The following is a 21,718-nucleotide window of genomic DNA, read 5'->3' as shown; positions in this document are numbered from 1 at the left end:
GCGTCGGAGTGCCGTGGTTCAGAAGTGGGTGGCGATGCCGAAGGCGCGGCGCAGGCGGGCCATGTCCTGCCGGTCGCGGTCGGTGGGTTCGTAGCCCTGGTGGAAGTGGTTCTGCTGGGCGGCGGAGAGGCACGGGACGGGGGTGCCGTCGACGGTGCCGGTGGTGAAGGCGTCGGCCGGGTAGCGGAAGGGCGCCCCGGGGTCGAAGGAGGACTGGACGGCGGCGCCGTCGGGGCCGAACACCAGGGGGTGCAGGTCGATCTCGGGGCCGCCGGGGGCGGTCATGACGAAGCGGACGGGCCGCTGGTCGAGGGTCTCGGTGTAGCCGAGGTCCTGGAGGAGGGCGGTGAGGGCGCCCTCGTGCTCAGCGCGGTGCATGAGGTCGAGGTCGCGGTGGGGGCGGGTCTGCTCGCCGAGGAGGGCGTCGACGCCCCAGCCGCCGCCGATCCACACGTCGATGCCGTTGCGGCGCATGGCGTCGAGGAGTGCGAGGACGTGCTGTGCGTTCATGCGGCCGGGTCCGCCAGGACGGCGTGGAGGGCGCGGCGCTGGGAGCCGTCGCGGTCGTGGTCGCCCGCGGTCACGATGAGCGCCTTCCAGAGGGTCCAGGCGCGGGCGCGCGCCCAGGTGTCGGCGTCGAGGCCGGCGGCCTCGCGGAAGGCGCGGCGCGCGTCGCCGGTGAAGTGGGTCCAGGCGATCTGGAGGTCGCAGGCGGGGTCGCCGGTGCCGCAGGTGCCGAAGTCGATGAGCGCCGAGAGGCGCCCGCCGGAGGCGAGGAGGTTGCCCGGGGCGATGTCGCCGTGGAACCACACGGGCGGGCCCTGCCACACGGTGGTCATGCCGGCGGCCCAGACCGCTTCGCACGCCGCGGTGTCGACCTCGCCGGCGAGGGTCCGGAGGGCGTCCTGGACCTGGTCGGCGTAGGCGCTGGGGTGGCAGCCGCGGTAGAACGAGTGGCGCCCGGCGGCGGGGCCGTCGCCGAGCGGGGCGGCGCGCAGGTCGGTGAGCACGGCGCCGAGGTCGCGGGCGAGGCGTTCCTGGTCGAGGCCGGGCGCGTCCTGGACGGTCGTGCCATCGAGCCAGCGCCGGACCGACCACGGGTGCGGGTAGTCCGCGGTGGGCTTCCCGGTGGCGACGGGTTCGGGGACGGGGAGCGGGAGGTGGCGGGCGAGCGCGGGGAGGACGCGGTCCTCCTTCGCGACGGCGAGGGCGTACGTCGGTCCGGTGGGGAGGCGCACGGTGAGCCCGTCGCCGAGGCGGAAGGTGCGGTTGTCCCAGCCCTGCCGGTCGACCGGTGCGACGGGGAGGCCGGCCCACTGCGGGAACTGCTCGGCCACGAGGGCGCGGGCGAGGTCGGCGGTGGGCTCGGTCATGGGTCTCCTCGGGGTCGCGGCGGGGCGCACGGGCGCGAGTCTAGATCGGCCCGTGCGTCCCGCGCGAGCGCTTTTACCCCGCGGCGATGCGCATGTAGTCGCTGCCGAAGGCGTCGTCGACCTCGGAGGGGTCGAGGCCGTAGCCGAGGAGGGAGTGCTCGTGGCGGCGCACGCCGTCGCGGCCGCCGCCCTGGCCGGTGCGGGTGAGCTGCTCTTCGAGTCGGGCCTCGTCGTCGGGGCCCCACGGGAGGTCGAGCTGGCGGAACAGCTCGGGGACGGCGGAGTGCGGGGAGCCGGTGAGGCGGTGGTACTTGACGTCCACGAACCGGCCCGGCTGCCCGGCGGCGGCGCGCACCTGGCGGCACTGCTCCATGCCCTGGGCGAGCTCCCGGAGCCAGGTGCGGCCGATCTCCTCGGGGTCGACGGCGCCGCGCTTGAGGTGGATGCTGTACAGGCTCTCCACCATGGAGCACAGCGACGACATGACGGTGGTGGGGTCGCGGTGGGTGAGGACGATCTGGGCGTCGGGGAAGACGCGCAGGATCGAGTCGAGGTTGAAGATGTTGCCGGGGTGCTTGAGGACCCAGCGCTGCTTGGGCCGCCCGGCCTGGAGGACCTGGAGGGCGTCGCGCACGAACCGGAAGTCGGTGTCGCGGTCGTAGGAGGTGCGGTACCAGTCGAGGTAGCCGGGCAGGGGCGCGACGGTGGTGTGGAAGACGGCGTGGAACTTGAGCCAGAAGTCCTCTTCGGGCCATTCGGCGTTGGTGGGGTGGATGGAGGTCCACGACTTCGACAGCAGCAGCGTCATGTCGAGGCGCTTCTGGGTGGCGCGGATGCGGCGGCGCCGCTCCTCAGGGGAGGGTTCGAGGCCGAGGTAGTACATCTCCCACAGGAACGGGGCGCGGGCGGAGTCGGAGCCGGCGATGATGTGCTGCGCGAGGGTGGTCGCGGTGCGGGGCAGGCCGAGCACGAAGATGGGGCGCTCGACGACCTCGTCGCGGACCTCGGGGTGCTGGGCCTGGAGGCGGCGGACGGTGAGCAGGTTGGAGATGCGGGCCTCGACCATGTCCTTGGCCGAGCGCCAGCCGACGCCGGAGAGGTCGGGGGTCTTCGCCCAGCAGTGCAGGAGGTACCGCAGGGTCTCCATGAGCGCGGCGTCCTCGTCGTCGAGGACGAGGCCGGCGGTGCCGGTGTCCTTGCGGGCCTTGGCCTGCATCTTGTCGAACACGGCGTCGACCTTGCGGGTGGTGCCCGACTCGGAGCGGCGCTGGCCCTCCATGAGGATGTTGAGGACGCCGAGCATCTGGGTGGTGCGCTGCAAGGGAGGTCTCCTTCGAGAGGCCGTCGGCTACGGGGGAGGCCGGGGCGCCGGGCCGCCCGATACCGCCGCAACGGTGACGAATGGTCCGCTCCTCGGTGCGCCACACGATACCGCCGCCCGCGGGGGCGGCGGGATGCAGGCCCTCCGGCTACGTGTTCGCCTGGGCCGCTTCGAGGTCGCGCAGGGCCGCGGCGGCTTCGGCGGCGGCCTGCGCGCGCAGGCCGTCGGCGCCGAGGGCCAGGACGGCTGCGAGGGCGCGGCGGTGGGCCTCGGGCAGGGCGCCGGCCGCGGTGGTGGGCACGTCGGGGACGACGCCGGTGCCCTCCCAGTTGCCGCCGGTGCGGGGGCTGACAGAGCGGGCGGTGGGGATGGTGACCTCCAGGTGGGTGTCCACTTTGAAGCCTTGGCGGGGGTGGGCGCCGCCTCTGGTGCGCTCGCCGACGATCGCGGCCCGGCCCTGCTCCTGGAGGTCGAAGCTCAGGGCCTCGCCGCCGGAGAACGTGGCGGCGCTGGTGAGCACCCACATGGGCTTGTCGGGGCCGAACTTGGGGCCGGGGACGTGGGAGGTCCACTGCTGCTTGAAGTCCGCGGGGTCGCGGTGGGCCATGCCGGAGAGCTGCACGGGTTCGACGCCGGTGAAGTGGCTGTGGACCCACGAGACCATGGTCGGGTCGCCGCCGAGGCATTCGCGCAGGTCGACGATGAGGGCGTCGGTGGCGGCGAGGAGGCGCAGGGCGGCGCTGACGCGGGCTTCGGCGACGGCGGGCGGGAACAGGAGCGGGGCGATCCTGAGCAGGCCGACGTTGCCGGGGAGGCGCTGCGCGTTCGCGACGCCGCCGCAGGTGAGGTCGCTCCACTCGGCCATCTGCCGCAGCTGCGTCTCCTCGTCGTCGTGGGTCTCCTCGAGCGCGGTGTCGCTGTGCTTGAGCCGCAGGTGGAGGTCGCCGTTGACGGACTGGAGGTCGGCGGTGACGAGTTCGGCGAGGCGGGCCTGGTCGGCGCCCTCGTAGCGGCCCTCGGCGGCGCGGGCGGCGAGGACGGCGCCGAGCTCGGCGGCGACGTCGGGGAAGACGTAGTGCTGGTCGAGGAGCTGCGCGACCTGGGTGACGACGGACATCGGGACCTCCTGGAGGGGCGGGTGACATCGAGCAGTCAACCACCGATTTGACAAAGTGTCCAGAGTTCTGGACACTTATTTTCATGGACGAACCCGTGCAGGTCGCGACGCCCGCGCAGTACCGGGCCCTGGGGCACCCGGTGCGCCACCGACTGCTCCTCGCCCTCGGGGAGCGGCCCGCGACCCTGAGCGGCCTCGCCGCCGACCTGGGGATCAGCAAGGGCAGCGCGGGGCACCACCTGAAGATCCTGCGCGAGGCCGGCCTGGTCGACCTCGACGAGGCCCGCAAGGTCCGCGGCGGCACCGAGCAGTACTTCAAGCGCGCCTTCCGCAAGCTGCACCTCGACCCCGGCGAGAGCACCAAGGCGGCCCTCGCGGCCGTGGCCGACGAGATGCTCACCGCCGAGGACGACCCGCTGCTCCACCTCCGGAGCGTCCGCCTCTCCGAGGCCCAGGCCCGGCGCCTCCGCGACACCCTCGACGCGCTGGTCCAGGACCTCGAGAACGAGGAGGACGGGGCCCGGTACGGCGTCCTCGTCGGCCTCTACCGGCCCCGGCGGTCCTGACCGGGAGCCGCGATCCCGAGCCCCGCGCTGCCGCTGATCTCCTGTGGACCCGCCGCGCCCGAGGACGGCACCGACGTATTGACATTTATTAATAGGAAGGTTTACTGTCAGTACGGGAGGACCACATGAGAAGACCGCGTTTGCTCGCATCCCTGCTCGCCGCCGCGGCGGTGCTGCTGGCCGGAGCGCTCAGCGCCTCGCCCGCGCAGGCCGCCAACCTGCTCGCCGATCCGGGGTTCGAATCCGGGACGGTGGCACCGTGGAACTGCGACGGGGGCCAGGTGGTGTCGTCGCCGGTGCGCTCGGGGACCAAGGCGCTCAAGGGGACCGCCGGCTCGGCCTCGACCGGGCGGTGCGCGCTCACCGTCCCGGTGCAGCCGGGCGGCACCTACACGCTCAGCGCCTGGGTGCGCGGCTCCTACGTGTACCTCGGCGCGACGGGGGGCGGGTCGACCTGGACCGGGTCGCCCGCGTCGTACGCGCAGCTGAGCACCACCTTCACCACGGGCGCGTCGCAGACGACCGCCGAGGTGTACGTCCACGGCTGGTACGGCCAGGGCGACTTCTGGGTCGACGACGTGGTCGTGGACGGCCCGCCGGGCGAGGGCGGCGGCGAGGGCTCGGTGCCCGGCGCGCCCGGGTCGCCGCGCGTCGCGCAGACCACCGAGACCAGCGTGTCCCTCGCCTGGAACGCCGCCTCCGGCGACGTGGACGGCTACACCGTGCGCCGCGCCGGGGCCGCCGACGTCGCGGTCACCGGCACCAGCGCCACGATCAGCGGCCTGTCCGCCTGCACCACCTACGAGTTCACCGTGACCGCGCGCAACGCCGAGGGCGAGGGCCCCGCCGCCGCGGTGAGCGGCCGGACCGCCGGGTGCACCGGATCGGGCCTGGCCGACCGGGCGCTCATCGGCTACCTGCACACCAGCTTCGCGAACGGATCGGGCTACCTGCGGATGGACGACGTGCCGTCCGAATGGGACGTCATCAACCTCGCGTTCGGCGAGCCGACCACCCCGACCTCCGGCGACATCCGCTTCTCGCTGTGCCCGGTCGCCGAGTGCCCCAACGTGGAGACCAAGGCCCAGTTCATCGCCGCGATCGACCGCAAGCAGGCCGAGGGCAAGAAGGTCCTGCTCTCCATCGGCGGCCAGAACGGCCTGGTGCAGCTCACCACGACCGCCGCGCGGGACGCGTTCGTGAACTCGGTGGGCGCCATCATCGACGAGTACGGGCTCGACGGCCTCGACGTCGACCTCGAAGGCCACTCGCTGTACTTCAACGCCGGGGACGGCGACTTCCGCAACCCGACCACGCCCGTCATCGTCAACCTCATCAGCGCGCTCAAGTCGCTGACGGCCGAGTACGGCGACGACTTCGTGCTCTCGATGGCGCCCGAGACGTTCTTCGTGCAGGTCGGCCACCAGTTCTACGGCGGCACCAGCGCCGGCGACAACCGCACCGGCTCGTACCTGCCGGTCATCCACGCCCTCCGGGACCAGCTGGACGTGCTCCACGTGCAGGACTACAACTCCGGCCCCGTCATGGGCCTGGACGGGCAGTACCACAACATGGGCGGCGCGGACTTCCACATCGCCATGACCGACATGCTCAAGGCCGGGTTCCAGGTCGCCAATACCGGCCGGTTCTTCCCCGGCCTGCGCGAGGACCAGATCGCGTTCGGGCTCCCCGCCGCGGTCAGCGCCGGGAACGGCTACACGCAGCCCGCCCAGGTGCACCAGGCCCTCGACTGCCTCACCTCGGGGGCGGACTGCGGCGGCTACACGCTCCGCGGCGGCGCCTCGCCGGGCCTGCGCGGACTCATGACCTGGTCGATCAACTGGGACGAGTACTACGGCTGGGAGTTCATGGAGAGCCACCGGCCCTATCTGGACGCACTCTAGGGATCACACGGGAACGGGCCCGACCGCGATGCGGTCGGGCCCGTTCCTCCGTACTGCTGCCGTGCGGGTCAGTGCGCGGCGAGGGCCGGCTCCTGGCCGTCCACCGCCGGGCGGCGGACCAGGAACGCGGCGGCCACGGCGATCACGGCCATCCCCGCGCCCCACAGGAACGCGGTGTGGATGCCGTCGGCCTGCGCGGTGACCGGGTTCGCCCCGGCCTCCAGGCTCGCGGTGGTGCCCGTGGTCATCAGCGTGATGAACACGGCCGTGCCGGCCGCGCCCGCGACCTGCTGGAGCGTGGTGAGGACGGCGCTGCCGTGCGAGTACAGCTCCATCTTCAGCGACCCGAGCGAGGAGGTCATGAGCGGCGTCATGAGCATGCTCAGCGACAGGCTCATGAGGACGTGGATGACGACGACGAACCACACCGGGCTCGCCTGGTCGAGCATCGTCAGCAGCGCCAGCGCCCCGAAGACCCCGAACGAGCCGGGGATGACCAGCGGGCGCGGGCCGAACCGGTCGTACAGGCGCCCGACCACGGGGCCGGTCAGGCCCATCGCCAGGCCGCCGGGCAGGACCACCAGGCCGGTCTGGAACGTGGTGAGGTCCAGGACGTTCTGGAGGTACATGGGCAGCAGGATGAGCGAGCCGAACAGCGCCGCCATCGAGACCAGCAGCATGACCACGCCGACGGTGAACGAGCGGCTGCGGAACACCCGCAGGTCCAGCAGCGCCGAGTCGGTGCGCTGGAGGCGGAGCTGGCGGATGGTGAACAGGGCCAGCGCCACCGCGCCCGCGGCGATCGTCGCGTACGGCGGCACGGGGGTGTGGGCCCCGGCGGCGGCCTCGCCGATCGAGGACAGGCCGTAGATGAGCCCGCCGAAGGCGACCGCGGAGAGCAGCGCGGAGAGGAGGTCGAACTTGACCGGGCGGGTCTCGCCGAGGTTCTGGATCTTCAGCGCGCCGAGGACGAGGCCGAGGACGGCGATGGGCAGCACCGACAGGAACATCCAGTGCCAGGAGAGCTGGGCGAGGACGAACCCGGAGAAGGTGGGCCCGACCGCCGGGGCGACGGCGATGACGATGGTGATGAGGCCGATGGTGCGCCCGCGCCGGTCGGCGGGGACGAAGGTCATCACGGTGGTCATGAGCAGCGGCAGCATGACGGCGGTGCCGCTGGCCTGGATGACGCGGGCGGCGACGAGGACGCCGAAGACCGGCGCCGACGCGGCGAGGATCGTGCCCGCCGTGAACAGGGTCATCGCGGCGATGAACACCGTGCGCGTGGTGAACCGCTGGAGGATGAGGCCGGTCATCGGGATCACCATGGCCATGGTGAGCATGAAGCCGGTGGTGAGCCACTGGACGGTGGCGGCGGTCAGGCTGAACTGCTCCATGAGTTCGGGGAGGGCGACGCCCATGATGGTCTCGTTGAGGATCATCACGAACGCGGCCACGAGGAGCACGCCGAGGACCAGTTTGATCTGGGCCGGGACGCCTTCCGAGGCGGGGGTCTCGACCGCCGCGGGTGTGCCGGCCGCTTCTGGTGTGTCGGCCGGACGCTGGTCAACGCTCATGGGGGATCCTTCGGGTGTTGTGGCCTTCCCGGTGCCGACGGGGCCCGCTGTGGTGACGGCGGGTACGCACCGGAAGTGTCAGTGACTGTCAATCATTGCAGTTGCTAACATCCTTGGCATGACCGCCGGTACCAGTCTGCGAGAAGTGTCACGTCGGGCCGTGCAGTCCCGGATCGCGCGGACCGCCGAGTCGCTGTTCGTCGCCAAGGGCTTCGAGGAGACCACGGTCGACGAGATCGCCGCGGCCGTGGGCATGTCGCAGCGGAGCTTCTTCCGCTACTTCGCGTCCAAGGACGAGGTCGTGCTCGACAGCCTGGAGCGGCTGGGCGAGGACCTCGCCGACCGGCTGGCGGCGCGGCCCCCGGGAGAGCCCGAGTGGGACTCCCTGCGGCGCGCGTTCGATCCGGTCGTGGAGCGATTCGGCGACCCAGTATCGCGCGAGCACGACGCCGCGATCCAGCGAATTATCGACGGCAGCCCGCGGCTGCTCGCTTCGTACCTGTGCCGCCTGGAGCTCCTGCAGCGGATGCTCACCGAGGCGCTGCTGGAGCGGGCCGGGGAGGACGCGGACCCGGTGATGCTGCGCGCCATGGTCGGCGGGGCGTTCGCGTGCCTGCACGCGTCGGCGTTCCCGGCCCTCGGCGACCCGGAGGCGTTCGAGCCGTGCCTGGACCGCACGATGGCGGCGCTGCGGCCGGGCGCCGCGCGCTGATCCGGCCCGGTTTGGGCCGAACGCCCGGTACGGGGCCCCTCCGCAGGGAAAACTGTGACGCAGGAGGCGCACAGTGGACGAGCAGGCGGAGACGGGGCCGGCCGGGAACGCGCAGGCGGAGCGGTCGGCGGGGGCCTGGCGGTACGTGCGGCTGCTGCTGCTCGCCGGCCTGGTCGGCGTCCCGGTGTCGGTGGCGGCGTTCGCGTTCCTGGCGCTGCTGCACTGGCTGACGGGGTTCGTGTGGGAGGACCTGCCCGCGGACCTGGGGCACGGTGTGCCGCCGTGGTGGTGGCCCGCGCCGTGGCTGCTGGTCGGCGGGTTCGCCACCGGGGCGGCCGTCAAGTGGCTGCCTGGCGGCGGCGGGCACGTGCCGATCGACGGCCTGTCGGCCGATCCCGTGAAGCCCTCGTACCTGCCCGGGGTGCTGCTGGCGGCGCTCGGCGGGCTCCCTCTCGGCGTGGTGCTCGGGCCGGAGGCGCCGCTCATCGCCGTCGGCGGGGCGGTCGCGCTGCTGGTGGCGCGCCGGTGGGGGCCGGAGCAGGGGACGCCGGAGTCGGCGGTCCTGGGCACCTCGGGCGCGGCCGCGGCGGTCGCGGTGATCTTCGGCAGCCCGCTCGTGGCGGCGGTGTTCATCATGGAGGCGGCCGGATTCGCTCGGCCGCGGCTGACTCGCGTGATCCTGCCGTGCCTGCTCGCGGCGGGCGTGGGCGCGCTCGTGTTCACCGGGCTCGGCGACTGGACCGGCCTGCCGGTGTCCTCGCTCTCGCTGCCGGGACTGGACGCGGGCGCGGTCCTGCACGTCACCGACCTCCTGTGGACTGTCCCCGCGGCAGTGGCGGTCGCGGTCCTCGTCAAGCAGGTCCACGTCCTGGGGCGCGCGCTCGCGCCCGCGGCCGAGCGGCGGCCGATGACGATGGCGCTCACCGCGGTCGCGGTGACGGCGGTGGCCGCGGGCGCGTACGCGCTGCTCACCGGCCGCTCCCCCGTCGACGTGCTGCTGTCGGGCCAGGACTCCCTCGCGGAGCTGAGCCGCGACCCCGCCTCGATCACCGCGTGGGCGCTGGTCGCGATGATCGTCTGCAAGGGCGTGTCGTACGCGGTGTCGCTCGCGGCCCTGCGCGGCGGCCCGATCTTCCCGGGCCTGTTCCTCGGCGCCGCGGCGGGCGTGCTGCTGAGCGCCCTGCCGGGGTTCGGGACCGTGCCGGCGCTGGCGGTGGGGATGGCCGCGGCGACCGCGGCGGTCCTGCCGCTGCCGGTCTCGGCTGCGGTCCTGGTGACGCTGCTGCTGGGCGCGGACGCGGCGTCGATGGCCCCGGTGGTGCTCATCGCGGTCGTGGTCGCGTTCGTGACCGAGCGGGTCCTCGACCGGCCACGCGCGGGAACTGAGGCGGTGGCGGCGTGAGGCGGATCCCGGGGCCGGTGCGGTACGCGGTCGTCTGCGTCGCGCTCGGCGTGGCGTACGCGGTGGTGCCGGTCAAGGCCGAGGCGGACTCGGGGACGCTCGCGGTGCGGTGGACGGTCACCGCGGCGATGCTCGTGGTCCTGGCGGTCGCGATCCGCTGGCAGGCGGTGCGGCAGCTCCGGGACCCGCGGGCGCCGCTGGGCGGCCTGGTCGTGGGGGTCCTGGCCGGGGTGCTCCTGTTCGCGCTCATCGACTTCGCCGTGGCCGTGCACCGGCCCGGCGAGTTCGCGGGGCTCGACACCCGGATCGACGCGCTGTACTTCGCGCTCAGCACCCTGCTCACCGTCGGGTTCGGCGACGTCCACGCCGCGGGGCAGCTCGCGCGCGGCGTGCTCAGCGTCCAGATGGCGTTCAACATCACCGCGATCGCCGGGTCGGCCTCGCTCGTGGCGCAGAAGCTCACGATCCGCGCCAAGCGGCACCGCGGACCCGAAGGGCCTCAAGCGAGCCGGTAGCCCACGCCCGGGGCGGTGCCGGTCCTGCGGGACTCGGCCGCGCAGTGGCTGCTGCGCGCCGCCCCGGCCGCGGGGTTCGCGGTGGTGAAGCAGACGGCGGCCGAGTCCCGCAGGTGATCGGCCACCACGTCCCGTGGACGGGCTACTTCCCGCTGCCGTGGTGGGCGGGGCTGCTGGTCCTGCCGGCGTACACGGCGACCGCGATCGCACTCGCGGTGAGGCCGGCGGCGGCGAAGGCAGGTCCGGCGGCGCCCGCCGCGGTGTAGGCGGCCCCGGCGAGGACCGGGCCGAGCATCGCGCCGACGTTGAGCGCGGCCGTCGCGTAGGACCCGCCCATGGTGGGCGCGTCCTGCGCGGCGGCCATGATGCGGCCGATGAGCGTGCTGCCCGCGGCGAACGCGAGCGCGCCGAGGACGGGCGCGAGGAGGACCAGCGCGGCCGGGGCGAGCGCGAGGGCGAGCCAGCCGGCGAGGAGGAGCGGACCGCACCAGGCGAGGAGGCGGCGCCAGTGCCGGTCGGCGAGGCGCCCGGCCGCGGCGACGCCGAGGAACGCGCCGATGCCGAACAGCGCCAGCACGAGCGGGACCCGGCGTTCGGCGAGCGCGCCGAGGTAGGTGTAGGCGCCGAAGGTGCCGCCGTTGACGAGGACGCCGAGGGCGAGCACCTGGACCACGTCGGGCCGCGTGAGGACGGCGAGTTCGGTGCGCAGGGCCAGCGGCGCGGCGGCGGCGGGCCGGTCGGGGACGGCGAGGAGCACCGCGGCGAGCGCGGGGGCGGCGAGGACCGCGACGGCCCACAGGGTCGCGCGCCAGCCGAGGGCGTCGCCGAGGAGCGCGCCCGCCGGGACCCCGGCGACCAGGGCGAGGGTGGTGCCGCCGAGCAGGACCGCGAGGGCCCGGGCGCGGGCGGTCTCGGGGACGAGGAGTGCGACGGTGGTGAGCGCGACCGCGAGGAAGCCCGCGTTGGCGAGGGCGGCGACCGCGCGGGTGGCGAGGAGGACGGCGAAGTGGTCGGTGAGGGCGCCGGCGGCGTGCGCGGCGATGAACAGCGCCAGGAACGCGGCGAGGGCGGTGCGCGGGGGCCAGCGGCGCCCGGCGGCGGCCATGAGCGGCGCCCCGACCACCATTCCGGCGGCGAACGCCGAGGTCAGGAGCCCGGCTTCGGCGACGGTGACGCCGAGGTCGGCGGCGAGGTCGGGCAGCAGGCCGGCGAGCATGAACTCCGAGGAGCCCTGGGCGAACACGGCTGTGGCGAGCAGGTACAGCACGAAAGGCATTGCGGTTTCTCCGAATTGTCGAGAGCGGACGGCGGGACGCCGCCGGGCCCTGGACGCACGGAGGGAGGCCCTGCCTCGGGGGCAGGGCTCATAGAGAGTTCTCAGGCGTGCGCCGCGGGCCGCCGGCGGTGCGGCGGCCCGGTTCTGAACGCTTCCGGAGAGGACATGGCACCGAAGGTACCAGGGTGCGGCGATGCGCGCGACCGGGTTTCAGGGGCGCGGTTCTCGGAGCGCGGTTCTCGGAGCACGGTTCTCAAAGCGCATCCCCGCCTCGACGGGGACCACCTCAGCAGATTCGTATGCGCGGCGGGCCCGCGGCGGCGCGCCGCCGCGGGCCGCCGCGCTCAGGTGTCGAGGAGTGCCGCGTAGAGGGTCAGGCCGGGGCCGAAGGCGAGCATGACCACCGGTCCTGCGGGCGGTCCGGCCCGCAGGATCTCGTCGAGGACGAGCAGCACTGTCGCCGAGGAGCAGTTCCCGTGCTCGGCGAGGACGCGGCGCGACGGGTCGAGGACGTCGGGCCCGAGGTCGAGGCCCGCGGCGACGGCGTCGAGGACGCGCGGCCCGCCGGGGTGGACGGCCCACCCCGCCACCTGGGAGCGGTCGAGCCCGTGGCGGGCCAGGAGGTCCTTCACGAGCGGGCCCACGTGCTCGCTCAGCGCCTCGGGGACCTCCGGCGACAGGCCCATGCGGAAGCCCAGATCGGTGACGCGCCAGGTCATGTGGCCGCGGCGGGCGGTGTCGGTGCGGGCGGCCACGTCCACGACGCGCAGCCGCGAAGACTCGGGGCCCGGCCCGTCCCCCGGGCGCAGGACCAGTGCCGCCGCGGCGTCGCTGAACAGGGCGTGGACCACGGCCTGGTCGATGTCGCGGGTGCCGGGCTGGACGTGGAGCGAGGTGAGCTCCACGCACAGCAGGACCGCGGGCCGGTCGTGGGCGGCGACGTAGTCGGTGACCGCGCCGAGGGCCGGGATCGCGGCGTGGCACCCCATGTGGCCCACCAGGAGCCGCCGGGCGTCGGCGCGCAGCGGCAGCGACCCGGCGAGCTCGATGTCGGTGCCGGGCGTGCCGTAGCCGGTGCAGGTGGCGACGGCGAGGAGCCCGATCTCGTCGGGGTCGGTCCCGGCGGCGGCCAGCGCGCCGCGCACGGCGCGCAGGCCGAGGGCCGGGGCGCGCTCGGCGTACCGGCGCATCCGCTCCTCGGTGGACCATCCGGCGGCGTCGGCGAGCTCGTAGGGCGGGGTCGAGGAGTGGCGGCGGGCGACCCCGGCGGTGTCGAACATGCGCCCGGCGACGCGGCTGCCGCCGAAGTGGCCGCGGAAGACGTTGTCCCACAGCCACTGCTGCTCGAACTGGGGCGGCAGCGCGGTGCCGATCCCGGCGATCCGGGCGCTCACCACCGCGGGACCGCCGTGTCGCGGTCGGGGTCCCCGCCGAGGGCGGCGGCCCCGAGCCAGTCGGCGCACACGTCGGAGGTGGCCGGCTGGAGGGCGCCGCAGCGGGCGTCCCGGTAGAGCCGTTCGAGCGGGTGACCGCGCCGCGAGGCGCCGGTCCCGGCCGCCTCCAGGAGCGAGGAGGCGACCTGGAACGCGGTGTCCCCGGCGGTGAGCTTGGCCCGCCACACCCACCGGTTGGTGGCGTCCTCCCCCGGGTCGGCGTCGATGCGCCGGGCGGCCTCGGCGACCACGAGTTCGGCTGCGGCGACGGCGGCCTCGGCGCGGCCGATGCGGGCGCGCACGGGCGCGAGGCCGTCGAGCCCGCGGCCCCGCACGTGGTCGCAGGCGGCGTCGACGGCCGCCCGCGCGACCCCGGTGTAGACCGCGGCGTACGAGGCGACGAGCCACTGCGGCATGGCCTCGGCGAGCAGGAGCGCGAGCCCCTCGACCCCGCCGAGGAGCGCGTCCGGGCCGACCTCGGCGTCGAAGTGGACGTCGTGGCTCCCGGTGGCGCGCATGCCGAGCGAGTCCCAGGTCTCCTCGACCCGGACCCCGGCCCCCGCGGGGACCAGGAAGTGCGAGACCAGGGGCTCCTCGGACTCGGTGTCGCGCGCGGTCACGAGGTAGGCGTCGGCGTGCCCCGAGCCGGACACGAACGCCTTCGCGCCGGTGATGCGGAAGCCGTCCCCGCTGCGGCGGTACGCGGTGGTGGTCTTCGACAGGCGCGAGCCGCCGCCGCGCTCGCTCATCGCGACCGCGTACAGGGCGCCGCCCGCGGCCGCTTCGAGGGCCTTGTCCCGAGCGGCGAAGAAGCTCTCGGGAGCGCCGAGGGCGCGCACCAGGTGCTCGGGGGTCTGCGCGAGCGCGCCGGTCACCGAGGCGTGCATGTTGAAGATGAGGGCCGTCGAGCCCGCGCCGCGCGCCAGGGCCGCCGCGACCGCCGCGTACTCGGCGAACGAGGCGCCGAACCCGCCCAGGCGGGCCGGGACCATGAGCCCGGTCAGTCCGGCCGCGCGCAGCTCCGCGAAGTCGGCTTCGGGGAACCGCCCCCGCTCGTCGTGGGCCGCGGCGCGTTCGGCGAAGCGCGGTGCGAGCTCGCGCGCGAGCGCGAGCGCCTCACCGCCCCTGGACTCGGTGGGTGCTGGCATGGGCGTTCACTCCTCGGGTCGCGGACAACCGGTGGCGGATGCCCCGGAGCCCGGTTCCCGAACCTTCGGGCCTCAGCCGGCGGGCACCCCAGTATGGAGGAGCAGGACGACGTCGACAAGGGCCACGAGCAGCACGGCGTGGAACGCGGCGCGCGAGCCGGGGCGGCGGCCGAGGAGCAGGCCGGCGGCGAGGACGGCGGCGGCGAACGGGACCGCGGCGAGGACGAGCGGCGAGGGCGGGCCGGGCGGACCGAACGCCAGGAGCACCGAGGCGGTGAGGACCAGGGCCGCGGCGAGGAGCCGGGTCGCGGTGGCGCCCAAGCGGTGCGGGAGGCCGCGGACGCCGGTGGCGGCGTCGTCGGCGAGGTCGGGCAGGACGTTGACGAAGTGCGCGCCCGAGCCGAGGGCGGCCGCGGCGGCGGTGAGCCACAGGGGCGGCCAGGGCGAGCCGGGCTCGCCGAGCGACACGATCGCGGGCAGGAGTCCGAAGGAGACCGCGAAGGGCGCCACGGAGAACGCGGTGCCCTTGACGCCGAGGTCGTAGGCCCACGCGGAGACCAGGGCGGCGAGGTGGGCGAGCATCGCGGGGAGGCCGGAGACGAGGGTGAGCAGGACCGCGGCGGGCGCGGCGAGGGCGACGGCGGCGCTGGCGATCGCGGGGTGGAGCTCGCCGGAGGCGAGGGGCTTGCCGGGCCGGCCGGCCTCGGCGTCGCGGGGCGCGTCGACGAGGTCGTTGAGCCAGCCGACCGACAACTGGCCCAGGAGGATCGCGACGGCGATCGCGATGATCCCGGGGACGGACCGGCCGGTGGAGGCGGCGAGCCCGGCGGTGACGAGGGTGACCGCGAGGGCGGGGAGGGTGTGGGACGCCTGGACGAGCGCTTTGAGCATCGCTGCGGCCGTTGTCATGCGGATCAGTGTGCCACCCTGGGGGCATGCGCCGCCAGACCCGAACGGCCCCCGACGGCCGCACCCCGGACGATCCCGCCCCCGACGACCTCCCCCGCGACGCCCTCGCTCTCGATGACCTCGCCCCCAACGATCTCGCCCCCAACGACCCTGCGATGTACGACCGGCTCGCCGGGGAGTGGTGGCGGCCCCGGGGCGCGTTCGCGGTGCTGCACTGGCTGGCCGCGGCGCGGGGCGCGCTGGTTCCGCAGGCGGGGCGTCCCGGCGCGGTCCTGGTGGACCTGGGCTGCGGGGCGGGGCTGCTCGCGCCGCACCTGGAGGGCAAGGGCTACACGCACATCGGGGTGGACCTGTCGCGGGAGTCGCTGCGGCTGGCCGCCGCGCACGGGGTGCTCGCGGTCCGCGGGGACGTGTGCGCGGTGCCGCTGCCGGACGGGTGCGCCGACGTGGTGGCGGCCGGGGAGATCCTGGAGCACGTCCCGGACCTGCCCGCGGCGGTCGCGGAGGCGTGCCGGCTGCTGCGCCCGGGCGGGCTGCTGCTGGTCGACACCCTCGCGGCGACGGCCCTGTGCCGGTTCCTGGCGATCACCGTGGCCGAGCGCATCCCGCGGATCGCCGTGCGCGGGGTGCACGACCCGGCGCTGCTGGTGGACCGGCGGGCGCTGGTGGAGGAGTGCGCTCGGCACGGGGTCGACCTGGTGCTGCGCGGGGTGCGGCCGTCCCTGGTGGACGCGTTCCGGTGGGGGCTGGGGCGCCGGGCGGGGGTGCGGATGGTGCCGGTGCCGACGACGGCCGTGCTGTTCCAGGCGTGGGGCCGCCGGGGCCCGCTCGCGTGAGCAGGCCCCGGCGCGGTCGTTCGGGAGACGAGTGGGCGGTCTGGTGGCGGCCGGAGGCGATGGTCTCGGCGGCGCCGGTGAGCGGCGCCGAGGCGATCACCGCGGCGACGAACCCCGGGACGCCGGGCTCCCGGGTGTCACGGACGCCTCCAGTGCGCGCCGCTCGGCGCGGCGGCGCCTGGCGATGCGCAGCAGGCGCCGCGTGATCGCCAGGCCGACGGCGAACGCCACCTTTCGCAGGATCCAGGTCATGCCGTTCCCTCCTCTCGGTGCCTCCGGGGTACCCCGGAGGCACCGAGAGGATGTGCCGGCGCCCCGTCCTAATTCAGCGTGAAGCTGATGAACCGGGGCTTGTAGATGCTCGGGTCCGTGTAGTGCGAGCCCTCCGCGGTCATGCGACTGTCGAAGGTGTTGACGTTGTAGGACATGACGAACCGGTTCCCGGAGCTGATCGTCGGGTGCAGGTGCGCGTTGTAGGCGAAGATCCGCTCGTCGCCGTAGCTGCCGAACAGGCCCGTCTCCGGCATCGCGTAGACCAGGCTCCGGTTGGTGAACGGCCCGGCCGGCGAGCAGGAGGTGTAGGCGAACACCTGGTTGTTGAACGCCACGGTCGAGTCCTGGGAGACCAGCACGTACTGGTTGTTCCACTTCGTCACCGAGTACTCGTTGGCGATGCCGTTGAGGCCGGTGCCCGTGTCGGACTCGTACGCGGTCCACCCGTCGGGGGTCCAGAACTGCCACTTCGCGGTCGCGCCCAGGTCGGTGCCGTGGACGCGGGCGATGCGCTGCTTCTTGTTCGTGGGCGCGTCGGCGATCCCGTAGATGTAGGTGTAGCCGTCGCCCGACTGGCTCGCGGGCAGCAGCGCCGAGCCCCACGCCCCCGCCTGCGAGGGCAGGGACTGGACGCTGACGGGGTCCTTCAGGTTCGAGAGCGCGAACGTGGCGACCACGTTCTGGTCGAAGCGCCAGTCCCAGTCGCCCGAGCCGAACCGCAGGTACTCCTGGAAGACCACCTGGAGGTAGTCGGTGCCGCCCCGGCGGGAGATCATCCCGTCGCCGAGCCAGTACCAGTGGTTCGCCTCCGGCGGCGGCATGATCGCCTCGGGGTTGGCGGCCGTGCCGCCCTGGATGGTCGAGAGCGTGCCCCCGTCCTGTCTCACGAAGGTGGAGTTGATGAGCGGTGCGGTGACCGGGCGGGTGCCGTCGCTGTTGAGCGGTCCGAGGAACGTGTCGGAGAACAGCCACAGCAGGTCGCCGTCGGGCAGGCGCACCGAGTAGGTGGAGTCGCCGCCGGTCCAGCCGTTCGGGGTGGACTCGGCGTAGTCGAGGAACTGCTGCTCGGGCGCGACCCCGTCGTCCTGGAGGTTGCTGACGGTGAGGTTCGAGAGGTTGCAGGAGGGACTGTCGAGCGGGACGAGGGCGCGGACGCGGAAGCGGTACTCGCGGCCGTCCCCGTCGGCCTCGACGGAGTTCGTCTTCAGGTCGGTGCGGGTGGCGACGAGGGTGACGACCATCGGGTAGGCGAAGTCGGTCACCGTGATGACGTTGTTCGCGTTCGGGTAGACCGCGCGGGCGGCCGTGGGGTACTCGGAGAGGGAGCCGGGGCTGCCCTGCGGGGACCAGACCATGGCGACGTACTCGAGGTCGTCGCGGTCCTCGGTGCCGATGGTGAGCTTCGACTCGTACCCGTCGGCGGGGTCGCCGGAGTTCTGGACGGCCGCGAAGTCGAAGTAGGCGGAGCCGCCCGGTTCGATGTCGGCGGCGTAGGTCTCCTGGGTGCCCATGGGGACCGCGCGGGTGGTGCGGGCGGGGCGGTACTCGCCGAGGAGGTGGTCGTCGGTGCGGGAGTCGCCCACGAGCTGGGCGCGCCACACGGAGCGCTCGGCGTCGTCGTACCCGTACCCGGCCATGGGGTTCGGCGGGGCGCCGCCCTGCTCGGCGGCGAGGCGGTAGTTCGCCACGGAGAAGCCGAGGAGGGTGGAGGGGATGTCGAGGCCGTACCCGGTGAGGACGGCCTTGATCGCGGTGACGGGGGTCGAGTCGTGGTCGCGGATGTGCTCCCAGGTCTTGCGGACCGCGGCGGTGCCGCCGGTCTGCTCGTTGAGGTAGAACGCGAGCAGGAAGGTGCTGTACTGGCGCGAGCTGCCGAGTTCCTCGGCCGCGTTGAGCGCCCTGCCCGGGTCGCCCAGGAACTCCTCCAGCGCGTGGGCGTACATGCGCGAGGCGCTGGTGTTCGACGGCGGGTACGGCTGGAGCCGGTAGGACATGAGCGCGGCCCATTCGGCGGTGGACTCCATCCACCAGTTCATGGTCTTGAAGTCGCTCCCGCCCATCCAGTCGCGCAGGTAGGCCCAGCCGATGTCGCCGGTGTCGTCCCAGTACTGGTACTGCACGATGTGGAAGAACTCGTGCCGGGGCAGGTAGTCGTAGTTGTCGCTGTCGTACCGGCCGGGGTCGGAGGGCAGGACGATCATCGGCTGGCTGTGGCGCCGAACGGGAGCGTGAACGCGCCGCCCTGGAACCAGCCCTCCTGGGTGTCGTTGAGCCCCACCACGACCGCCCACGGCCCGGAGCCGGGGTCGACGTCGTAGCCCATCTGGCGGTAGGCGGACTGGGCCTCGTCGACGGCGTTGATCATGTCGACCACGGCGGTGGGCCGGCCGTTGGGGCCCGCGGCGGCGGGGACGCCGCGGACGTCGCCGGGGCTGTCCTTGACGTCGTAGAGGAACACGAAGTCGCCCGCGAACGCCTGGCACTCGTAGTCGTGGAAGTTGTAGTTGTAGGAGGAGGCGCAGTCGTCGGCGGCCGCGGTGGCGGCGTCCTCCATGGCGAACGGCTCGACGTCGAGCGTGTCGGCGGTGATCTCCTGGCGCACGGCGCTGTGCTCGGCGGCCTGCGCCGAGTCCGCCTCGTAGGGGCCGAAGTCGGCGTCGCCGTCGTCGGTGTAGGCGTCGAAGGCGGCTTGGTCGAACGGCTGGGGTTCGCCGACGCCCTGCTGGGGCAGCTCTTCGGTGTCGGTCTCGGTGGCGACCTCGGCCCGGGTCGGTGCGGCCGGGCCCGGTGGGGCGGCCTGGGTGGGCTGGATGACCAGCATGCTGACGAATACCGCTGCGGCGCAGGCGATAGGAAGTCTTCTCAAGACTGCCCTCCGTCTCGTTGGTATCGATACCAATGCATCGATGCCTTCGAGTATGGCAGCGACCGCCGCTTTTGGATAGAGCCCGACCGGAGCGAGCTCATTGGAGGGAGTCCAAGCGCCGCAGGGGAACCGGCCCCGGGCGCGTCCGGGGCCGCGGATGGCCGGCGGGGGTTAAGGTGGCGGCGAGTGGGAGGAGCCGTGATGCAGCCGCTGCACGAGCAGGCCCGGGTCGTGGTCGGGCACCTGGTCGACACCAGGTTCTTCACCGTGATCGTGTACTCCAGGGAGACCAGGCGCTTCGCGCTGACGCACCTCGCGTTCCGCCGCCCGGCCGCGGGCGCGGACGTGGCCGAGGCGCACTGCGGCGAGTGCGGGCGGGAGCTGCTGGTGCGCGTGCGCAGCGTCGCCGACACGAAGCGGGTCCGCGGGCGGTACCTCGCGGTCGCGCTGGCCGGCGCGGCGGTCGCGGCCGGCGCCGTCGTGTTCGGTTCGCTGGTCTACCTGCCGCTGGCCGACCCGCTCGGGAAGCTCGTCCTCATCGCGTTCCTGGCGGGCCTGCCGGTCGCCGGCGTCGCGGGGTGGCTGTGGTGGCGCGAGGACGGCGTGCGGCTCATGTCGGCGACCGGGGACCGGGACCGCGAGCACTGGCGCATGGACGCGCCGCTCCCCTACGCGGCGCGCCCCTGAGGGGACCACAGGCCCCGCGCGGTGCCCGCCTCGACGTGGCGCTCGTAGACGACGACCTTGTGGTGGACGACCTCCAGGCACGCCTCCAGTTCCGCGATCTTCGCGCGGACGTCGGCCTCGTGCTGCTTGAGGAGCTTCAGCCGCTCGGCCTCGTTGCCGGGCCCGGCCGCCACCAGGGCCGCGAAACCGCGGATGCCCGCGATCGGCATCCCGGAGTCGCGCAGGCGGTTCATCAGGGTCAGCCACTCGACGTCGGCGGGCGCGAAGACCCGCCGCCCGGCGGCCGTGCGCGGGATGTCGCGCAGGAACAGGCCCTCGCGCTCGAAGAAGCGGAGCGCGTGCACGCTCAGGCCGGTCGCTTCGGCGACCTCGCCGATGGTGAGCCCCTGGTCGTCCATGGGGGCAAGCCTAGCTTGACCTCGGGTTCCGCTCACCTTTAGCGATCAACCGGCTCCCACCTGTCGAAACGGTTTGCCGTTCGGCCCGATCGGATGCAAGCTGGTCCGGTGCCCGGCCGCCCCGGGCCGCTCCGCCAGCCGTTCGACGCCCGATTGGACCGACGTGACCGAATCCTCCCTGCGCGAGCGCCCGCCCCGTACCGACCCGGTGCTCGCGCGCTGGCGCAACGCCGTGTTCACGATCTTCGCCCTGTCGGGGTTCGTGTTCGCCAACTGGGCGGCGCGGGTGCCGAACATCCGCGACATCCTCGGGGCCTCGACGCAGGAGATGGGGGTCCTCATCCTCGGCATGGCCGGCGGCGCGATCCTCGGGCTCGTGGCCTCCAGCCACGTCATCACCCACCTCGGCGTCAACCGGGCGATCCGCTGGTTCCTGGCGACCGCGGCCGTGGGGCTCATCGGGGCCGGGCTCATCGCCGGGTTCGCACCCGACTTCTGGCTCCTGTTCGTCGCGCTCATGGTCGCGGGCGGGGGCAACGCGATCCTCGACGTGGCGATGAACGTCGCCGGCGCGGCCAACGAGCGGCGCATCGGGAGGACCCTGATGCCGATGTACCACGCCGGGTTCAGCGTCGGCACGATGCTCGGGGCAGGGACCGGCGCGCTCACCGAGCAGCTGGGCGTCCCGGTCGAGTGGCACCTCGTGGTGGTCGGCGCCGCGGTGATCGCGGTCGACCTGTGGGTGGTCCGGTACCTCCAGCCGGCCGAGGAGCCGCACGAGGCCGGGCCGGGCGAGTCCGCCGGGTGGCGCGGGCGCCTGTCGGCGTGGCGCGACCCGCGCATCATCCTCATCGGACTCATCATCCTCGGCATGGCGTTCACCGAGGGCAGCGCGAACGACTGGCTCGGCCTGGCGATGGTCGACGGCTACGGCCTCACCAACCCCGGCGGGGCCGCGGTGTTCGCCGTGTTCGTCACCGCGATGACGGCCGGGCGGCTGTTCGGCGGGGCCGCGCTCGACCGGTTCGGGCGCGTGCCGGTCCTGGCCGGGTCGGCGGTGCTCGCGTTCGCCGGGCTCCTGCTCGTCATCATCGGCCCGACCGCGCCGATCGCGATCGCCGGCGCGGTCCTGTGGGGCGTGGGCGCCTCGCTCGGCTTCCCGGTCGGCATGTCGGCCGCCGCGGACGACCCGCGGCGGGCCACCGCGAACGTCGCCGCCGTCGCCACGATCGGCTACATGGCGTTCCTCGTGGGCCCGCCGCTCATCGGCGTCCTCGGCGAGGAGGTCGGCCTGCGCAACGCGTTCCTGGTGGTCCTGGTGCTGGTGGCGGTGGCCGCGATCTGCTCCCCCGCCGCCCGCAGGCCCAAGGGCCTGCCCGAGTCGTGAGCGGGAGCGGCGCCGGAG

21 protein-coding genes are annotated in these 21,718 nt (G+C 73.9%); 8 read left to right on the top strand and 13 right to left on the bottom strand.

The genetic code is table 11. The annotated features are described in order from the left end of the window. Nucleotides 1-18: 18 nt before the first annotated feature. From BLS99_RS06355 to BLS99_RS06340, 4 genes are all read right to left on the bottom strand, one after another. Nucleotides 19-510: a nucleotidyltransferase domain-containing protein gene (locus BLS99_RS06355; RefSeq protein ID WP_091045566.1), complete on the bottom strand. Its 492-nt coding sequence runs from the start codon at nucleotides 508-510 to the stop codon at nucleotides 19-21. Beyond that, nucleotides 507-1,373 (bottom strand): aminoglycoside phosphotransferase family protein, encoded by an 867-nt coding sequence (locus tag BLS99_RS06350; protein ID WP_091045563.1) that lies wholly within the window; start codon nucleotides 1,371-1,373, stop codon nucleotides 507-509. Before BLS99_RS06350 ends, BLS99_RS06355 begins: the two co-directional genes overlap by 4 nt. Before the next feature lie 73 nt (nucleotides 1,374-1,446). Further along, on the bottom strand, nucleotides 1,447-2,694 hold the full coding sequence (locus BLS99_RS06345) for a sulfotransferase family protein (protein ID WP_091045559.1): 1,248 nt from the start codon (nucleotides 2,692-2,694) through the stop codon (nucleotides 1,447-1,449). 148 nt (nucleotides 2,695-2,842) lie between these two features. Further along, nucleotides 2,843-3,811 (bottom strand): S41 family peptidase, encoded by a 969-nt coding sequence (locus tag BLS99_RS06340; RefSeq protein WP_091045556.1) that lies wholly within the window; start codon nucleotides 3,809-3,811, stop codon nucleotides 2,843-2,845. Between the two features lie 83 nt (nucleotides 3,812-3,894). On the opposite strand from BLS99_RS06340, the gene BLS99_RS06335 reads away from it, so the two are divergent. After that, nucleotides 3,895-4,377 carry a helix-turn-helix domain-containing protein gene (locus BLS99_RS06335; protein WP_091045553.1) on the top strand — a complete coding sequence of 161 codons (483 nt, stop codon included), beginning with the start codon at nucleotides 3,895-3,897 and terminating at the stop codon, nucleotides 4,375-4,377. Nucleotides 4,378-4,502: 125 nt separating this feature from the next. Further along, the gene (locus tag BLS99_RS06330; RefSeq protein ID WP_091045549.1) at nucleotides 4,503-6,281 is read left to right on the top strand and encodes a chitinase; all 1,779 of its coding nucleotides are present in this window, start codon (nucleotides 4,503-4,505) and stop codon (nucleotides 6,279-6,281) included. A gap of 68 nt (nucleotides 6,282-6,349) precedes the next feature. Here the strand turns inward: BLS99_RS06330 and BLS99_RS06325 are convergent, their stop codons facing one another. Beyond that, nucleotides 6,350-7,858, bottom strand: a complete 1,509-nt coding sequence (locus tag BLS99_RS06325) for an MDR family MFS transporter (RefSeq protein WP_091045546.1) — start codon at nucleotides 7,856-7,858, stop codon at nucleotides 6,350-6,352. A 160-nt stretch (nucleotides 7,859-8,018) separates the two neighbouring features. Between BLS99_RS06325 and BLS99_RS06320 the strand changes: the two genes are divergently transcribed. The 3 genes from BLS99_RS06320 (at nucleotide 8,019) to BLS99_RS06310 (ending at nucleotide 10,487) form a co-directional block, all read left to right on the top strand. Continuing rightward, the gene (locus tag BLS99_RS06320; protein ID WP_176953230.1) at nucleotides 8,019-8,570 is read left to right on the top strand and encodes a TetR/AcrR family transcriptional regulator; all 552 of its coding nucleotides are present in this window, start codon (nucleotides 8,019-8,021) and stop codon (nucleotides 8,568-8,570) included. Between the two features lie 73 nt (nucleotides 8,571-8,643). After that, nucleotides 8,644-9,972 (top strand): chloride channel protein, encoded by a 1,329-nt coding sequence (locus BLS99_RS06315; protein ID WP_091045539.1) that lies wholly within the window; start codon nucleotides 8,644-8,646, stop codon nucleotides 9,970-9,972. After that, on the top strand, nucleotides 9,969-10,487 hold the full coding sequence (locus BLS99_RS06310; RefSeq protein ID WP_218126314.1) for a potassium channel family protein: 519 nt from the start codon (nucleotides 9,969-9,971) through the stop codon (nucleotides 10,485-10,487). Before BLS99_RS06315 ends, BLS99_RS06310 begins: the two co-directional genes overlap by 4 nt. Before the next feature lie 142 nt (nucleotides 10,488-10,629). Here the strand turns inward: BLS99_RS06310 and BLS99_RS06305 are convergent, their stop codons facing one another. The 4 genes from BLS99_RS06305 to BLS99_RS06290 all read right to left on the bottom strand — a co-directional run bounded on the left by BLS99_RS06305 (nucleotide 10,630) and on the right by BLS99_RS06290 (nucleotide 15,253). Further along, entirely contained in the window at nucleotides 10,630-11,763 is a 1,134-nt protein-coding gene (locus BLS99_RS06305; RefSeq protein WP_091045535.1) for a Cmx/CmrA family chloramphenicol efflux MFS transporter, read from the bottom strand. 344 nt (nucleotides 11,764-12,107) lie between these two features. Next, complete coding sequence (locus BLS99_RS06300) at nucleotides 12,108-13,160, bottom strand: type III polyketide synthase (protein WP_218126313.1); 1,053 nt, start codon at nucleotides 13,158-13,160, stop codon at nucleotides 12,108-12,110. Continuing rightward, nucleotides 13,154-14,344, bottom strand: a complete 1,191-nt coding sequence (locus BLS99_RS06295; protein WP_091045533.1) for an acyl-CoA dehydrogenase family protein — start codon at nucleotides 14,342-14,344, stop codon at nucleotides 13,154-13,156. Before BLS99_RS06295 ends, BLS99_RS06300 begins: the two co-directional genes overlap by 7 nt. Before the next feature lie 72 nt (nucleotides 14,345-14,416). Continuing rightward, nucleotides 14,417-15,253, bottom strand: coding sequence for a UbiA family prenyltransferase (locus tag BLS99_RS06290; RefSeq protein ID WP_091045529.1), 837 nt, complete (start codon nucleotides 15,251-15,253; stop codon nucleotides 14,417-14,419). Nucleotides 15,254-15,408: 155 nt separating this feature from the next. Between BLS99_RS06290 and BLS99_RS06285 the strand changes: the two genes are divergently transcribed. Beyond that, nucleotides 15,409-16,089 (top strand): methyltransferase domain-containing protein, encoded by a 681-nt coding sequence (locus tag BLS99_RS06285; RefSeq protein ID WP_218126389.1) that lies wholly within the window; start codon nucleotides 15,409-15,411, stop codon nucleotides 16,087-16,089. Nucleotides 16,090-16,185: 96 nt separating this feature from the next. Here the strand turns inward: BLS99_RS06285 and BLS99_RS26060 are convergent, their stop codons facing one another. From BLS99_RS26060 to BLS99_RS06275, 3 genes are all read right to left on the bottom strand, one after another. After that, a complete protein-coding gene (locus BLS99_RS26060) occupies nucleotides 16,186-16,341 on the bottom strand; it encodes a hypothetical protein (RefSeq protein ID WP_176953229.1) in 156 nt (51 codons plus the stop codon). Nucleotides 16,342-16,409: 68 nt separating this feature from the next. Then, entirely contained in the window at nucleotides 16,410-18,563 is a 2,154-nt protein-coding gene (locus BLS99_RS06280; protein ID WP_091045523.1) for a glycoside hydrolase family 183 protein, read from the bottom strand. After that, nucleotides 18,560-19,228, bottom strand: a complete 669-nt coding sequence (locus BLS99_RS06275; protein WP_143034704.1) for a hypothetical protein — start codon at nucleotides 19,226-19,228, stop codon at nucleotides 18,560-18,562. Before BLS99_RS06275 ends, BLS99_RS06280 begins: the two co-directional genes overlap by 4 nt. A 201-nt stretch (nucleotides 19,229-19,429) precedes the next feature. Here BLS99_RS06275 and BLS99_RS06270 point away from each other — a divergent pair, with 201 nt between their 5' ends. Beyond that, the gene (locus BLS99_RS06270) at nucleotides 19,430-19,915 is read left to right on the top strand and encodes a hypothetical protein (RefSeq protein WP_091045516.1); all 486 of its coding nucleotides are present in this window, start codon (nucleotides 19,430-19,432) and stop codon (nucleotides 19,913-19,915) included. On the opposite strand, the gene BLS99_RS06265 is transcribed toward BLS99_RS06270, so the two are convergent. After that, nucleotides 19,897-20,313: a MerR family transcriptional regulator gene (locus BLS99_RS06265; protein ID WP_091045513.1), complete on the bottom strand. Its 417-nt coding sequence runs from the start codon at nucleotides 20,311-20,313 to the stop codon at nucleotides 19,897-19,899. The genes BLS99_RS06270 and BLS99_RS06265 overlap by 19 nt on opposite strands. A 163-nt stretch (nucleotides 20,314-20,476) precedes the next feature. On the opposite strand from BLS99_RS06265, the gene BLS99_RS06260 reads away from it, so the two are divergent. After that, nucleotides 20,477-21,700, top strand: coding sequence for an MFS transporter (locus tag BLS99_RS06260; RefSeq protein WP_091047703.1), 1,224 nt, complete (start codon nucleotides 20,477-20,479; stop codon nucleotides 21,698-21,700). Nucleotides 21,701-21,718 lie beyond the last annotated feature (18 nt).

The organism is Glycomyces sambucus, assembly GCF_900102815.1.
Classification (GTDB): domain Bacteria; phylum Actinomycetota; class Actinomycetes; order Mycobacteriales; family Micromonosporaceae; genus Glycomyces; species Glycomyces sambucus.
This window is presented reverse-complemented; position numbering and strand designations above follow the sequence as displayed.

Coding starts and splice junctions, on each gene's coding strand:
- BLS99_RS06325 (WP_091045546.1), bottom strand. CDS start 7,858: ATGAGCGTTGACCAGCGTCCGGCCGACACACCAGAAGCGGCCGGCACA.
- BLS99_RS06330 (WP_091045549.1), top strand. CDS start 4,503: ATGAGAAGACCGCGTTTGCTCGCATCCCTGCTCGCCGCCGCGGCGGTG.
- BLS99_RS26060 (WP_176953229.1), bottom strand. CDS start 16,341: ATGACCTGGATCCTGCGAAAGGTGGCGTTCGCCGTCGGCCTGGCGATC.
- BLS99_RS06355 (WP_091045566.1), bottom strand. CDS start 510: ATGAACGCACAGCACGTCCTCGCACTCCTCGACGCCATGCGCCGCAAC.
- BLS99_RS06285 (WP_218126389.1), top strand. CDS start 15,409: ATGTACGACCGGCTCGCCGGGGAGTGGTGGCGGCCCCGGGGCGCGTTC.
- BLS99_RS06265 (WP_091045513.1), bottom strand. CDS start 20,313: ATGGACGACCAGGGGCTCACCATCGGCGAGGTCGCCGAAGCGACCGGC.
- BLS99_RS06290 (WP_091045529.1), bottom strand. CDS start 15,253: ATGACAACGGCCGCAGCGATGCTCAAAGCGCTCGTCCAGGCGTCCCAC.
- BLS99_RS06340 (WP_091045556.1), bottom strand. CDS start 3,811: ATGTCCGTCGTCACCCAGGTCGCGCAGCTCCTCGACCAGCACTACGTC.
- BLS99_RS06335 (WP_091045553.1), top strand. CDS start 3,895: ATGGACGAACCCGTGCAGGTCGCGACGCCCGCGCAGTACCGGGCCCTG.
- BLS99_RS06295 (WP_091045533.1), bottom strand. CDS start 14,344: ATGCCAGCACCCACCGAGTCCAGGGGCGGTGAGGCGCTCGCGCTCGCG.
- BLS99_RS06270 (WP_091045516.1), top strand. CDS start 19,430: ATGCAGCCGCTGCACGAGCAGGCCCGGGTCGTGGTCGGGCACCTGGTC.
- BLS99_RS06350 (WP_091045563.1), bottom strand. CDS start 1,373: ATGACCGAGCCCACCGCCGACCTCGCCCGCGCCCTCGTGGCCGAGCAG.
- BLS99_RS06280 (WP_091045523.1), bottom strand. CDS start 18,563: ATGATCGTCCTGCCCTCCGACCCCGGCCGGTACGACAGCGACAACTAC.
- BLS99_RS06305 (WP_091045535.1), bottom strand. CDS start 11,763: ATGCCTTTCGTGCTGTACCTGCTCGCCACAGCCGTGTTCGCCCAGGGC.